Raw genomic sequence first — 14,596 nt, forward strand, 5'->3', positions numbered from 1 at the left:
TTCTCCTGCTAAGAGCTTCTTTTTCATTCTATGCAGACAGGAGAACTATCATGCCTCTTTTTACTGCTTCCGCAGGCGCAGCCCCACGCCCTTGCGGGTTTCGATGTAATCCCTGCCGCTTAATTCCCGCAGTTTCCGTCGTAAGTTGCTGGCATGGACTTTGATGGAACTTTCCACACAGTCCGGTGTATCTTCTGCAATTTCGTCTAACAGCGTGGTCTTTGTCACTGTCCGTCCGTTCCGCTGTATCAGACATTTTAAAATAGCAGCTTCTGTTCTGGTAAGCTTCGTAGTCTGCCCGCCAATGGTCGCCAGCCGCTTCTCGATATCCAGCTTTATCTCTTCGTAATAGAAAAATCTTACTTTCTCTTTTTCTGCCGGAATCTTACTCAGACGTACTTCCACCCGGATGCGGAATTCCTGTATATCAAAGGGCTTTCTGATATAATCGTCTGCCCGTTCTATGCATTTTTTACACCGTTCAAAAACAGAGCCGGTTTTCTCCGGCCGAATCAATAGCAGTGGCTTTGCCTGCACCAGGGCGAGGAGGGTATTCTCCCATTTTGCTGCTGCATCCTCTTTTCCGGCAAATTCCTTCTGCTCAAGGTCTAATACCACCATATCCACAATAACCTGCTGAAATAACTCCCCGGCATCTGTGAGGGAATCCGCCCGCACTGTAAAATAGCCTTTTTCGTCCAGTACCTGCTCCATGGCATCCCCCAATGCTTTATCCTGTTCGATGATTCCTATGGTATACATTAATCCGTTCTCCTTCGACTTACAATCCGGCAGAAAATGACTGCCGTTGCTGTGCTGATAATGGTCGCTGCAAGTCCCGGTCCCACCACCGCAGCCGGATGCACCGAGCCATACTGACTGCGGTACGCCACAATGTTCATGGGAATCAGTTGCAGAGACGATATATTGATAATCAAAAAGGTACACATTTCCTTTGTGGCATTTCCGGAATACTTCTGTATGTTTTTTCCGGCTGCCTTAAGTCTGGCAATATGTAACTCCTGTAATTGCTGCATTGCCTTTAAGCCTGCCGGCGTTGCCGCCCAGCCAAGCCCTAACATATTGGCTATCATGTTGACTGCTATGTAATGATTGGCAGGATGGTCATCGGGTATATCAGGAAAAAGAAATGTCAGCACCGGCCGCATTTTCTTTACTGCCGCTTTTACAATGCCACTGCATTCCGCAATTTTCATCATTCCCATCCAGAACGCCATGACTCCTGTCATCGTAATGGCTAATGCCACTGCTTCTTTGGCAGAGTTTACTGCTGCCTCCGTCACTTCCGGCAGTGTTCCGTTGATTGCACCGTAGAGCACTCCCACAAGAATCATAAATCCCCACAGATAATTCATTTCGAACCTCTTTTGCTTTCCCGTTACTCTACTATATGCAGTTTTCCCGGAAGGAACTACTTTCTCTGGTGATTATAGCACACCCTCTTCTGCCATATCACGTTCTTTTGTCATATCGATACGATTTTTTTCATATTCTTTGTTGAACACTCTTCATCCGAGGCCGTCTATGCTGCACAAATATATTTCTCCTTTTCTGATAACCATTTGCTTTGCTTTATCCTTATTTCTTCTAAGCGGGTGCAGCAAAGACCAGTCGGTTTCTGATTCCGGTTATATTGCGCCGGATTCCATTTCCTTTGAGGAGTATACCAGTCTTTTATTTCAAAGCGAAGTAACCTCCGATACCCTGACTCTTCACTATACCTTAAGCCAGCCGGAAGTCTATGGCATTACCGATTATAAAATTGCTCTGCCGGATTATTCTGCCGATGCCAGAAAGCAATCTGCCTTAAATATCGAAAATATCTCCTGTGGGTTACAGTCCTATGACTATGAGGTACTGACCACCGAGCAGAAGCTGACCTATGATATTTTAAATGACTACGTCTCCTCTAACCGCAGTCAGTCAGACTATACCTATTACCCGGAAATCCTGCGTCCTTCCACCGGATTTCCTGCCCAGCTTCCGATCCTGCTATCAGAATACCATTTCTATGACCGCAAAGATGTGGAGGATTATCTGACTCTGCTTTCACTGATTCCATCCTGCTTTGATTCTGTCTTAGATTATGAAACGAACAAAATCAATGAGGGACTTTTTCTTTCAGATAACCAGGCGGATACGCTGATTGCAGACTTAAATACCTTCTGTGATAACAGTTCTGAGCATTATCTGATTACTACTTTTCGTAATAAAGTAGCGGAACTCCCTGATTTATCAGCAGAGGAACAGGCTTCCTACTGTATCGAAAATGAAGCTGCTTTTAGAGAATATGTTCTGCCAGCCTATGAAGCTTTGCGGGATTTTCTGGTGGAGCACAAAGGTAGTGGCCGTAACTCCGCCGGACTTTGCTATTTTCCGGATGGCTCAGACTATTATGCTGCTTTGGTTTATGATGCCACCGGCTCTTCCCATTCCATAGATGAACTTTTAGAAATGACGGAAAAGCAACGGAAATCCGACCTTCTTGCCATCAACGGGATTGCTGCCAGTCATCCCGGCATTTCTCTTACTACCGACGATTTTCCGCTGAAGGATGCCACCCCGGAAGAGATGCTTACCTGTCTTTCTTCCGCTATTGCAAAGGATTTCCTGCCGCCGGTCTCTACGGATTTTTTCGTCCGCTCCGTGGACCCTTGTATGCAGGATTCCATGGCTCCCGCCTTTTATCTGACGGCCCCTATCGATGACATTTCCCATAATGTCATCTATATCAATCCCCGCAGCCACTACGAAGGCTTCGAACTTTTCACCACACTGGCGCACGAAGGATTCCCGGGACATCTCTATCAGACTACCACTACGTCTGCCTCCGGCTGTGCACCCATCCGGAGTATTCTCAACTATCCCGGCTATGTAGAGGGCTGGGCAACTTATGTGGAAATGCTCTCTTACTCTTATGCCGGTCTGCCGGAGGAAAAGGCTTCGCTCCTTATGCATAACCAGTCCGCTCTTTTGAGCCTCTATGCCACCGCAGATTTATCCATTCATGCAAAGGGCTGGACACTCAGTGACCTTAAGGACTTCTTAAGCGATTATGGCATCGACAATAAGGAAGCCGCCTCCGAAATCTACGACTATATCGTAGCGGAGCCGGCTCATTATCTCAAATATTATATTGGCTGCCTGGAATTCCTTCAGCTAAAGGACTACGCCAAAGAAACCTTCGGGGATTCCTATTCCGATAAACAGTTTCACCAGGCAGTGTTGTCCATCGGTCCTGCACCTTTTGATATTATCCAAAAATACTTAGAATACTATTGGTGAGCTATTGTACAATTACACCTGTTGCAATGGATTCCGGCTCTGATTCAAGACTGACACAGGTATTATCCAGTCTCAAAAAGAAAGGAATCTTCTTCTCTGTACGGTTCAATACTACAAAACTGATTTTATCCTCTTTCTGAAATGCTGTTACTTCCAGTTCGTCTGTATAACGTGTCATTCCAATCCGGATTGCTCCCGGCTCGATAAAATGACTGAAATGCCAGATGTATCCTGCAATATTACTTTCCATCACCACTTTTTTCTTTGTATCAAAGAGAAACGGTGCATCACAGAAATTTCCCACATGATTCGGACCACCCTGCTCATCCAGAAGCAGATTCCAGTCTAAAAATGTCTGCATTCCATTGTTTAAATTACCTATCATATCATGTGCATATTTCTGTGCATTCTTAAGATAATCGTTCGCAGCAAATTTACTGTATTCAATACATGCCTCGGATAAGAGCAGCTTTTTATCCGGAAAACGTTTTTTTATCATCTGCAATGCTTCGAAATGATCTCCACTGTACCAGTGGAATGCCAGACCTGCCACCATATCAGCTGTCTCTCCGGTAAAGATTGTCTCTGCCCATTCCAGCGCACGCTCTTTATTATGATCCCAGATATAAAGTTCTATATCATCAAGATGATGTTCTACCAGTGCAGGATGAAGATAATCTTTTATAAAATCCCGTTCTTCCTGTTCGGTATAAATACAGGAATCCCATGGCTGCACTGCCTTTGGCTCATTCTGCATCGTCATTTTCGTCACATGATAGCCACGGTTTCTGTACTCTTCTATATAACGACACAAATATTCTGCCCACCGTCTTTTATAAGCTTCTTTTAATTTTCCACCGTGATTTCTCTCTCCATTAGTCTTCATATATGCTGGCGGGCTCCATGGAGATAACATAATATCAAGTTTTGCACCATAGGATGCTTCTGCTGCATCTAATAATGGAAGAATATATTTTTCAACCCGTGCAAAAGAAAATTCTGCAAAATCTTTATCTTCTTCATCAGAATCTGCTTCATAATGCTCAATTGAAAAATCACAGCTGTCCATTGGAATCCGCACTAGATTGTATTTCATGTTATTTTTTCCAAAATAAGTCTCTACCAGCTTTTTCTTCTGGCTGTCATCTAACAGGGAATAGACATATCCGGCTGAATCCGTAACTGCTCCACCAAATCCCTCTATTTTCTGCATGGTAATCTGCGGATACAGATTAATTAGTTGATTCTCCTCTCCTCTATCATCTACAAATACATGATGCTCTTCTTTTGTTTCTTTTTTATTGCCTTTATATGTAGTTGTATAATAAGTCAGTTCCATAAACTTCCTCCTTTACCGCTCTTTTATCCGATATTCCTTCGGTGACATTCCTTTGATTTTCTTAAATACTTTGGAGAAATATTTTTCGTCATTAAACCCCACTTTATAAGCAATCTCATAATTTTTAAGGAAATTCTGCTCCAGATAACAGCACGCTCTTTCCACACGGATCTGATTCAGATAATCGGTAAATCCACATTTCAAATTCTGATTCATCAACGTAGAAAGATAGCCTGTGGATATCTGCAGATATTCCGCCACATCTGCCAACGTAAGACTGCTTGCGTAATTTTCTTTCATATATTCTTTGGCTTCACTCACTAGTGGATTCTCTTTTTCTTTATCGGCGGCTGCCTCAGACTGTTCTTTCACAGTCTCTTCTTTTCCAATATATTCATCTGCCAGATTATTCAGCAATGTAAGAATATCTGCTGCACGGACCGGCTTTAAAAGGTACTCTTTGGCTCCGAATTTGATTGCTTTCTGAGCATAAGTAAATTCATCATAACCACTTAGAATGACCGTAATCGGTCTTATCCCGGCTTTAGCTGCTTCCCGCATCACATCCAATCCCGACTTAATTGGCATCTGCACATCCAGTATCATCATGTCTGGCTGTTTTTGATAAATAACATCTAAGGCTTCTTCTCCATTTTCTGCTTCATAAATTTTACTGAAACGGTCTGTATGAAGTCTTAGATATTTCGCAACACCTTTACATATAACATCTTCATCATCTGCGATCAGTAATTTAATCCCCATTAATCTCCCTCCTCAAATGGAATCTCAAGTATTACAGTTGTCCCTTCTCCAACTGTGCTTTCTATTTTCAGAATATATTGCTCATGATACTTCAACTGAAGTCTTTCCCTGATATTTTTTATTGCATATCTTCCAATTCTCTGTTTGGAATAATTGACCGGTTCATTTTCCCATAAAGCATCTATCTGTTCCTGCTTCATTCCTACTCCTGTATCTTTTATTTCAAAATGAATACGGTCTCCGGTACGCGTTCCTGTTATGGTAAGTTTACACGGTTTGCTGACATTTTCAAAACCATGTACAATTGCATTTTCCACAAATGGCTGAATAATCAGTTTGGGAATCTTTGCATCTTTAATTTCATCTGCAATATGTAATTCGTAATTCAGCTTTCTTGGGAAACGCATTTTCTGTATCTTTAAGTACTCCCGGACCAGTTCGAATTCTTTTTCTACCGTAATTATGCTGCGTCCCTGGTTTAAAGTCAGCCGAAACAATGACGACAGTGATAAGATACTCTCTGCAATTTCATCATTACCTGCCTCTGTTGCCTGCCAGTACAAAGAATCCAGCGTATTATACAGGAAATGCGGATTTATCTGTGCCTGCAGTGCGGCCAGCTCACTTTCTTTTTCCGATAAGGTAATCACATAATTCTCATCAATCAGCTTCTTAATCTCTCCGACCATTGCATTAAAGCATTCCGCCACCTGTCCGACTTCGTCATTGGTTTCTACTTTTACCTGCTGCTCAAAATCACCGGCAGAGAATTTTAAAATGGCTTCGCTTACTTTTCGCAACGGATTGGTTACAAGATTTGAAATAATCATAAAAAACGGAAACATGCCAATCAACAGTCCAAACAGTAATGCCAGTGGCATATAAACGACACTTCTTATCTGAGCCTGCACCTGCTGTCTTGGTATAATCTTGCAGGTAATTGCTCCTTCTTTATTCAGCTGGGTACAAATGACTTCATAATCTCCCCAGATGAAATCCTTTTCCCTCTCTCTGTAATCCTGCTGACGGAATTCTTCTGCCGTCAGATATTTTTTTAATTTATCATCCACATCTCCAACGGTTACCAGTTCCCCCGTATGTGGATCTACGACCATTACGGCTTCTCCGCCTTCTTTCACCATATTGGTCATCAGTTCTTCAAATTTACTTTTTCCAACACCTATTACAATAAATCCAAGTCTTTTCTTATGTGACAGATCATAAATTTCCCTGCAGAGCACTACTTTATCTGAGAAATTAGCAAGATACGGTCCACTATCGTCTGCATCCACGCTTTTCCATATCATTCCAAGCTTTGTATCCACCGTTTCCTGATAAATCTGTGTCTGCCGTATATCTTCCATTGTGGAGAGATTTACACTTCCATCCATACCCCTTAAATAAGGTCTTATTCCATTTTCCGGATAGATAGCTATTGTCTTAATCTCTCCACGCATGGAAATCATATCCTGAACCACTTCCATTGGTCCATTATTCTGCCACAATCTTGCATCTGCATTATAAGGAGCAGAATCACGTTCCGATAATAATCCCCTTATCTCCTGGTTAATACAGATATAGGTTGTATAATCTTTTACATCCGATTGTAGCAGACTTATATTCTCTGCTAAGGATTCCACGTTGGCACGGTTACCTTCCAACCGGTCACTGGATGCCTGTTTATAATTATGTACCATCAGGATGCCGCAGATGAGAATCAGTACAGGCGTAAAGATTGCATATGCATAAATAATTAATTTTGCTTTTACACTCAGACCGTTTATCCATTTTCTAATCTTCTGCATCCCTCATGTACCCTCTCTTATCCTTTTACTGCACCCATGGCAACACCCTTGGTGATATGTTTATTCAATATAATATATACAATAACTGCCGGAGCTGCTGTCAATGCCATAACTGCAAACTGTACTGCGTAATTTGACGAATACTCACCGGTAAATTCAAGAACCGAGAATGGAAGTGTCTTCCATTTATCAGAGCTTAAATAGGTACTTGCCATCATAAATTCATTCCAGTTATTTAAGAACGTCATGATTGCTACAGTTGCAATGGAGGATTTTAACATTGGTGTAATAATCTGGAATAAAATACGATATATTCCACAACCATCCATTACTGCTGCTTCCTCTAACTCTACCGGAATGGATTCCATAAAGCTTGTCATTAAGAACAATCCCTGTGGAAGTGAAAATGCAACATATGGTATCAGCAATGCCCAGATGGTATCTGTCATTCCCAGGCGGCTGTAAATCTTATAATTCGGAAGCAGTGTCGCATGAATCGGAATCATCAGTCCCATTAATAAAAGTGTTTTTACGAATGTACTTAATTTCCATTTCATTCTACGGCATGCAAATGCCGACATAATAGATACTACAATTACAAGAAGCACTGCTAATCCATTAATTAAAATACTATTCTTCAGATACCAGAGGAAATTACCATCTACAAAAGCTTTTACGTAATTGCCCCACTGGATTTTCTTCGGCATTACCAGAAGTCCGTTGGTAAACATTTCAGAACTGCTCGCCAGTGAAAAATCTAACAGCCAGATTAATGGAAATATCTGTATTACCGCAACTATAATAAGTATAACATACAGGATTGGTTTCGACAGCTTCTTTTTCTTCTTCTTACTTCCGATCATTTCCATAATTATGCGACCTCCTTTACTTTAATTTTTGCTTCTCTTTCTTCAAAAATCTTATTTAAAATTACAGTTACTAACAGACAGATAATAACGAATACCACACCGATTGCATTTCCATATCCATATTTGTATGCTTTAAATGCCTGCTGATACAGATAGTTTGCTGCAAATTGTGTACTATTTCCCGGACCGCCATTGGTTAACAGATATACCGTCTCCATCTGCTTTAATGCAGAAATAACAGCCATGGTTACATTTACCTGAATAACCGGCTTCATCTGTGGTAATGTAATCTTAAAGAAGGTCTGTATCTGTGTCGCTCCGTCAATTGCTGCTGCTTCATACAATACCGGATCAATATTTTTAATTCCGGTGTAGTAAATTAACATTCCCCATCCAAATCCATGCCAAATTAAGACGATTAAGACTGCCCATATTGCTGTGTCATAATTGAACCAGTTAATATCACCTTTTCCGCCAAAGGCTTTGATAATGTTATTCAGCAATCCAAAATCCGGATTGTAAATGAATTTCCACAGATATGCGATAACTGCTACGGAAATTACATTTGGAATAAAGTATACGCAGCGGAAGAAGTTCTCTCCTTTTCCTCCGAGCTTATCGAGGACTGCTGCTACGATTATTGCCAGCGGATGCTGGATAAAAATAAATCCGATTGCTAAAAGCAGTGAGTTCCGAAGTGATGTTCCAAAAGCTGCATCATGGAACAGATTTTTGTAATTCTCCCACCCAACAAACTGATAAGAGCCCATTCCTGAGTAGTTGGTAAATCCATAATATACACTGAGGCAGATTGGAGCTAATATTGCAAATACAAATAAGAATAACCCCGGAAGTACCAGACTCAGAATAACCCACTTGTTACTGTAAAGTTTCTTCACTATATTTTCCCTCCCTATGTTTTTTCTTTATAAAAATTATAGCAACCGGGCCATGTGGTTTACAGATACCAGTCTTTAGAAAAGGTGTAATATTTTCACATACCTATATATGTTTTTTTCTCCTGCATGCATAAAAAAAGAGGAACCGCAGATTGATCTGCGGCTCCTGATAGGGTATGTAATTAAAAGAATTTGGAGAATGCTATGAAATTAATTTTGTTTACTGGCAGGCTTTTCCGATAGAAGAAAGGAAATCGTCTACGCTCATGCTTCCATTGGAAACACTCTGGATCTCACTTTCAATGCCTGTCTTAAATGCAGATGGTCCACAGTCATTGATTGGGGTTCCGGATACACTTGTTGCATTATTTACTGCATCTACAAACTGCATCTGTAATTCTGTTTCATCACCTGTCATATATGCTGACTGATCCTGTGCAGACATTCCTACACCATTTTCCCAGCCATATTTGGAAAGTTTATCCGGCTGATACATATAATTTAAGAATTTGATTGCTTCATCTTTGTGTTCAGAAGATGCGGATACTCCATATCCACCACCATTCCATGCTGCGATATCTGTTGCAGTTCCTTTTCCACCGTCTACTACCGGCATGGTAAATACACGGATGTTGGTTCTGATATCTTCGTCAATATCTTCATTCAATGCCATGGATGCATCCCAGCTTCCCATATAATACATGGCAGCCTGACCATTGATAAAAAGATTCTGTGCAGTTGCATAATCCTGTGAATCATATCCATTCTGGAATAATCCTGCATCTGCTGTTTCTTTCAGTAGTTCTGTTGCTTTTACAATGCTTGAATCTGTAAAATCACCAGTTGCTACTGCATTGCTTACAATACTGGAATAATCACTTCCTGCTACTTTGTAAAGTAAATCAGATAAATAAACTGCCATTGGCCATCCATCTCCACCATCCATTGCCAGTGGAATATAGCCTGCATCCTTGATTGTTCCTGCTAATTCCAACAGTTCATCATATGTCTTTGGAACTTCCCAGCCATTGTCTTCAAACATTTTCTGATTGTAATAGAATCCGGCAACATCTGTATTTCTTGGAAGTCCATAAAGTTTTCCATCTTTCTTGAATCCTTCTAAGGAACCGGATACGAATCCATAATCATCATAATCTGACTCATTTAATTCTGCAAGTACTCCTGCATCCAACACTTCGTCTAAGAATGCCGGCTGTCCCCAGATACTTACAACATCCGGAAGTCCTTCCATGGAGTATGCTTTGAATTTTGTCTTATAAGCTTCTTCATCCAAAGCTTCTACTTCGATTTTTACATTTGGATTCTCTTCCATGTACTCATCAATAATTTTCTGTTCTACCAGTCCCTGACCATTTTTACGGTCTGGCAGGTTGGAGAATACCTTCAATGTAATTTCATCCCCGCTTGAACTTCCTGCTTCTGCGGATGGGCTCTTCTCGGAACCATCACTACTTGCTGTAGTATCTTTTCCGCCGCATCCTGCAAGCATTGCTGTTACCATTGCTGTTGTTAATAACACTGATACAATTTTTTTCCTCATCATAATACCTCCTTTTTTCAAATGTCTCTCTTCATTTGATGATTCTATTCTAGCATTCACTTTTTTTGAAAAACAGTCATCAAACTTTCAAAAAAGTGCAATTTTTTAATATAATTTTGTTCTTTATACGATAAATTTACCCAAAGTCTCGATTAAACGGCTGGCTCTTTCTCTCAAATTTACAGATGCTTCTTTTAATTCTTTTACTGCACCCAGCTGGGAATCTGCACTCTCATATACTTTAACGGAACATTCTGCCGTTTCCCCGGACACTTCGGAAATGCCTTCTATTGCTTCTAATGTCTCAGAACGGGAGCTATCCATTTCCGATACATTATTGCTGATTGTATCCAATGCAATTAACAAAGAGGCTACCTGCGTATCTATCTGCCGGAAGGACTGCGTCGTCTCTTCTACTGCACCACTTTGTGTAGAAACTATTTCTTCTGCTTTTCGTGCAATTTCTGCCACTTCTCCGGTCTTTTCCACGATTTCTGCTACAATATCCGATATCTGTCCTGCTGATACCAGACACTGATCCGATAATTTACGGATTTCTTCTGCAACTACTGCAAATCCTTTTCCTGCCTCCTGGGCACGGGCTGCTTCAATAAATGCATTCAGGGATAACAGGTTGGTCTGCTCTGCAATCTGGTTAATTGCTGCGACAATCTCATTAATTGCTCTGGAACGTTCTTCCAATTCCTCAATTGCATCAATTACGCTGCGGGTTATCTCTACCGTAGATTCCGCACTGCTGGTCAGTCCCTGTACCGATTGTATGCCAGATTCAATCGTTGTTCCTGCAGAAGATGTAAGATTACTTATTTCCTGTGCATGCAGACTTACATCTGCTATTTTACCAGATAATGCATCCATCTGTGTCAGACAGTTTTCTGCTCCATTGTCAAGTTTATTTACTCCTGTTTCTATACATTCCACTGCCTCCTGTATGTTCTGAGAGGTCTTTAAGAAAGTGCCGGACGCTTCATTGACATAACCTGCTGCTTCATTTAACTGGTTACTCACTTCATTGACATGGACAATCAGTTCCTTTACATGTTCTACGGTATGATTGATTCCTTCACACAAAAGCCCGAATTCATCCTGTTTTCTCGTAGTCAGATGTATCGTCAGGTCTCCGTCTGCTACTTTACGCAGTTTGCGGAGAATATAATGTATCGTTCCGGACATATTCTGCGCAATCATTACGCCAAGTATAAGTGCAACAACGGCAAAACAGATGGAAAGAATTACCGTCAATGTCCGGATCTGTGCTGCTTCTGCCATAATATTCTCTTCCGGCACCAAGGCACATAAAAGTGCATCTTTTTCCGGAATCCGGCTGCTTAGGAAAAGATACTTCTTTCCATTTATCTCTGTCATTGTACTAAATGTCTCATCCTCTGTAGAAAGTGCCTCCTTATAAAATCCGGTGTCATATATCATGGTACTATCCGGAATATTGTCTTCCTGTCCATAAAATTCCTGTCCGTCACTGGTCACCAGCACCGTATAACCGCCGGTTCCCGGATTTAAGGATTCCATGACTTTCCGCAGATAGGAAGCGTCCATATCAATAAGAATTGCACCCTTTTGTGCATTATAATTTTTTACAAGACGGATGCTATAGGTACTGCTATCTAATCCAAGTACTTCATCCGCTTCTTTATCCTGCCCGAATATCAGCCAGTCAGTGGAATCTGCTGCCATTTTCTGTCCCTGTTGTGTTTCTACATATTCCGAATATCCGGCACTGTTTACCGGATTTGTATTATCGGAAATACTTTTTCCACCCTCTGCCAGAAAAACAATTCCACTGACTTTCTCGTCTACCACTGTCTTTGTATTTACTTCATCTGTAACCTTTTTCTTCTGGCTCTTTTCCTCTGAATCTGTATACATTCCGGAAATGTATTTCTGCATCTCTGTATCCGTAAGATACCGCTTGAATTCATCTTCCTCACTAGATACTGCAAGCCCGATGCACTGCTGCATCATATTTATGGTCTGCTCGACCGATTCTTTATACTTGCTTACAATTGCGTATGAAGATTTGTTATAGGAAACCAGCCCCAGTATAACGATTCCGGCTACCGGAACCAGAAATCCCAAAATCAGTTTCATCGCAATCGTCTTGTAAAAAGGCAGTTCCTTTTTTTCTTTCTGATCTCTTTTGTGCATACATAATCCTCCTTTTCTTCCCTTTTAAAGTCACCCTTTTCCCGACACTTTCTCCATTATCTGGTTGATATTATTTATCGTATCATTGACTTTTTATAAAAAATAGTCGAAAGCTTTTTAAAAAAGTGGATTATTTTCATATTACACAAAAATGGGACAATGGCTGCTCTCTGTCCATTGTCCCTTATATTGGTTTCCTGTTATTCTTCCTATTCTTTTAACAATGCCTGATAGACATCCCGCTTACTGATGCCGCGGTCCTTTGCCACCTGCTTCATGGCTTCCTTTCGTTCCATGCCGGAAGCCTCATAATGTGCCATATGTTCCTCGATGGAAAGGCTCTCCCAGGCTTCTCTTGCTTCCTGCTCCTTTGTCTCAAATGTCTTTCCAGAAATAACTAAAACGTACTCTCCTTTTGGTTCGTTGTCCTTATAGAATCTTATGACATCTTCGAATGTCGTTTTTGTCGTGTTCTCATATCGTTTGGTCAGCTCCTTGCAGACCGTTAATTCACGGTTTCCAAGAACTTCATAAAGCTCCTTTAAGGTCTTTAGAAGATGGTGTGGTGCCTCATATACAATCATGGTTCGGCTCTCCTGCGCCAGCTCCTCTAAGACTCTGGCACGTTCTTTTTTATCCCTCGGAAGAAATGCCTCGAAAGCAAATCGTCTGGTGGGAAGTCCCGACATGGTCAATGCAGTAATGCAGGCTGCCGGTCCCGGAAGGGAAGTTACTTCGATGCCATTCTCATAACAGATTCGAACCAGTTCTTCTCCCGGATCTGAAATACCCGGTGTTCCGGCATCTGTTATCAGGGCAATATTTTTGCCTTCCTGTAATTTCTCTACCAGCTTGTATGCCTTTTCAATTTTGTTATATTCATGATAGCTGGTCATCGGTGTCTTAATCTCAAAATGATTTAAGAGCTTAATGGAATTTCTCGTATCCTCTGCCGCTATTAAATCTACTTCCTTTAAGGTACGCAATACCCGGAATGTGATGTCCTCTAAATTTCCAATGGGTGTTGCACACAGATACAGTTTTCCTGCCATAATCTATCCTCTTTTATTTAAGTGGTATTATATATCTTCTTACTCCGCTTTCTTCGCATTTTCATAAATGCGCGGCAACATCTGATAGAGTATGATGCCTGCTGCTACAATACCAATGGAAATAAACTGGGAAGTAGAAAGGAATCCCACGCTTCCGCGGTAATCACTTCTTAAAAATTCCACACCAAATCTTCCGATTCCATAGAACATTAAATATAAGGATGCCACTCTGCCTTTTTTCGGCTTACGCTTTGCATAAGCAAGCAGCATCAGGCAAATCATGAAGTCTCCTGCAGATGAAATAAGCTGTGTCGGTATCAGCTTGACTCCATTTGGAGCATAGTCGGAATGGGTAAAGGTGATTCCAAACCAGCTGTCCGTTGCTTTTCCGTAACAACAGCCTGCAAAGAAGCATCCGATTCTTCCAAAGCCCTGTGCCAGTGCTACTGCCGGCATAACAAGGTCAAAGTATTCGATGAAAGATACCTTCTTTATCCTGCAGTAAAGCCAGGATACTAAGATTCCTCCGATAATTCCTCCATATACTACATAACCGTTTTTAAAGTCCCAGAGAATGGATGGGTCTTTGATAATCTCCGGAATCTCTACAATATAATAAAGCAATCTGGTTCCCACCAGTCCACCGATGATGGCACACCAGAAGATTCCATAAAGGATATCTCCGCTTTTTTCCATTTTCATCTTTTTTCCACGGTAATAACACATCGCATATGCGGCTAAGAATCCAAGTCCAATCATCAGTCCATACATATGAAGTGTCAACGGTCCAATTGTTATCTCATTAAACATATGTCTTTC

The 14,596-nt window shown here is 41.2% G+C and carries 12 protein-coding genes; 1 reads left to right on the top strand and 11 read right to left on the bottom strand.

Going from position 1 to position 14,596, the window contains the following annotated elements; translation table 11 throughout:
• Positions 1-60: 60 nt before the first annotated feature.
• Positions 61-762, bottom strand: coding sequence for a response regulator transcription factor (locus DXB39_RS13360; protein ID WP_117842267.1), 702 nt, complete (start codon positions 760-762; stop codon positions 61-63).
• The gene (locus DXB39_RS13365) at positions 762-1,376 is read right to left on the bottom strand and encodes a nucleoside recognition domain-containing protein (RefSeq protein WP_117842268.1); all 615 of its coding nucleotides are present in this window, start codon (positions 1,374-1,376) and stop codon (positions 762-764) included. The genes DXB39_RS13360 and DXB39_RS13365 overlap by 1 nt, the downstream gene beginning before the upstream one ends.
• A 169-nt stretch (positions 1,377-1,545) precedes the next feature.
• Here DXB39_RS13365 and DXB39_RS13370 point away from each other — a divergent pair, with 169 nt between their 5' ends.
• Complete coding sequence (locus tag DXB39_RS13370; protein ID WP_117842269.1) at positions 1,546-3,306, top strand: DUF885 domain-containing protein; 1,761 nt, start codon at positions 1,546-1,548, stop codon at positions 3,304-3,306.
• 1 nt (position 3,307) lies between these two features.
• On the opposite strand, the gene DXB39_RS13375 is transcribed toward DXB39_RS13370, so the two are convergent.
• From DXB39_RS13375 to DXB39_RS13415, 9 genes are all read right to left on the bottom strand, one after another.
• Positions 3,308-4,645 (bottom strand): glycoside hydrolase family 30 protein, encoded by a 1,338-nt coding sequence (locus tag DXB39_RS13375; RefSeq protein ID WP_117842270.1) that lies wholly within the window; start codon positions 4,643-4,645, stop codon positions 3,308-3,310.
• A 12-nt stretch (positions 4,646-4,657) separates the two neighbouring features.
• Positions 4,658-5,407, bottom strand: a complete 750-nt coding sequence (locus DXB39_RS13380; protein WP_117697934.1) for a response regulator transcription factor — start codon at positions 5,405-5,407, stop codon at positions 4,658-4,660.
• Entirely contained in the window at positions 5,407-7,212 is a 1,806-nt protein-coding gene (locus DXB39_RS13385) for a sensor histidine kinase (protein WP_117697935.1), read from the bottom strand. The genes DXB39_RS13380 and DXB39_RS13385 overlap by 1 nt, the downstream gene beginning before the upstream one ends.
• 17 nt (positions 7,213-7,229) lie before the next feature.
• Positions 7,230-8,081, bottom strand: a complete 852-nt coding sequence (locus DXB39_RS13390) for a carbohydrate ABC transporter permease (protein ID WP_197420848.1) — start codon at positions 8,079-8,081, stop codon at positions 7,230-7,232.
• 2 nt (positions 8,082-8,083) lie between these two features.
• Positions 8,084-8,980: a carbohydrate ABC transporter permease gene (locus DXB39_RS13395; protein ID WP_117842271.1), complete on the bottom strand. Its 897-nt coding sequence runs from the start codon at positions 8,978-8,980 to the stop codon at positions 8,084-8,086.
• Positions 8,981-9,200: 220 nt separating this feature from the next.
• The gene (locus tag DXB39_RS13400) at positions 9,201-10,541 is read right to left on the bottom strand and encodes an ABC transporter substrate-binding protein (RefSeq protein ID WP_117697937.1); all 1,341 of its coding nucleotides are present in this window, start codon (positions 10,539-10,541) and stop codon (positions 9,201-9,203) included.
• A 123-nt stretch (positions 10,542-10,664) separates the two neighbouring features.
• Complete coding sequence (locus DXB39_RS13405) at positions 10,665-12,725, bottom strand: methyl-accepting chemotaxis protein (RefSeq protein WP_117842272.1); 2,061 nt, start codon at positions 12,723-12,725, stop codon at positions 10,665-10,667.
• A gap of 209 nt (positions 12,726-12,934) precedes the next feature.
• Positions 12,935-13,777 (bottom strand): 16S rRNA (cytidine(1402)-2'-O)-methyltransferase, encoded by an 843-nt coding sequence (gene rsmI, locus DXB39_RS13410; RefSeq protein WP_117842273.1) that lies wholly within the window; start codon positions 13,775-13,777, stop codon positions 12,935-12,937.
• 39 nt (positions 13,778-13,816) lie between these two features.
• On the bottom strand, positions 13,817-14,587 hold the full coding sequence (locus DXB39_RS13415; RefSeq protein WP_117697955.1) for a prolipoprotein diacylglyceryl transferase: 771 nt from the start codon (positions 14,585-14,587) through the stop codon (positions 13,817-13,819).
• Between the last annotated feature and the right edge of the window lie 9 nt (positions 14,588-14,596).

Origin of the sequence: Roseburia sp. OM03-7AC, from assembly GCF_003462625.1 — a bacterium.
In the GTDB taxonomy this organism is placed as follows: Bacteria; Bacillota; Clostridia; order Lachnospirales; family Lachnospiraceae; genus Roseburia_C; species Roseburia_C amylophila.

Bases quoted from the DNA above. Each gene is read 5' to 3' on its own strand.
- DXB39_RS13400 (WP_117697937.1), bottom strand. From the start codon at position 10,541: ATGAGGAAAAAAATTGTATCAGTGTTATTAACAACAGCAATGGTAACA.
- DXB39_RS13390 (WP_197420848.1), bottom strand. From the start codon at position 8,081: ATGGAAATGATCGGAAGTAAGAAGAAGAAAAAGAAGCTGTCGAAACCA.
- DXB39_RS13365 (WP_117842268.1), bottom strand. From the start codon at position 1,376: ATGAATTATCTGTGGGGATTTATGATTCTTGTGGGAGTGCTCTACGGT.
- DXB39_RS13405 (WP_117842272.1), bottom strand. From the start codon at position 12,725: ATGCACAAAAGAGATCAGAAAGAAAAAAAGGAACTGCCTTTTTACAAG.
- DXB39_RS13370 (WP_117842269.1), top strand. From the start codon at position 1,546: ATGCTGCACAAATATATTTCTCCTTTTCTGATAACCATTTGCTTTGCT.
- DXB39_RS13360 (WP_117842267.1), bottom strand. From the start codon at position 762: ATGTATACCATAGGAATCATCGAACAGGATAAAGCATTGGGGGATGCC.
- DXB39_RS13415 (WP_117697955.1), bottom strand. From the start codon at position 14,587: ATGTTTAATGAGATAACAATTGGACCGTTGACACTTCATATGTATGGA.
- rsmI (WP_117842273.1), bottom strand. From the start codon at position 13,777: ATGGCAGGAAAACTGTATCTGTGTGCAACACCCATTGGAAATTTAGAG.
- DXB39_RS13375 (WP_117842270.1), bottom strand. From the start codon at position 4,645: ATGGAACTGACTTATTATACAACTACATATAAAGGCAATAAAAAAGAA.
- DXB39_RS13380 (WP_117697934.1), bottom strand. From the start codon at position 5,407: ATGGGGATTAAATTACTGATCGCAGATGATGAAGATGTTATATGTAAA.
- DXB39_RS13385 (WP_117697935.1), bottom strand. From the start codon at position 7,212: ATGCAGAAGATTAGAAAATGGATAAACGGTCTGAGTGTAAAAGCAAAA.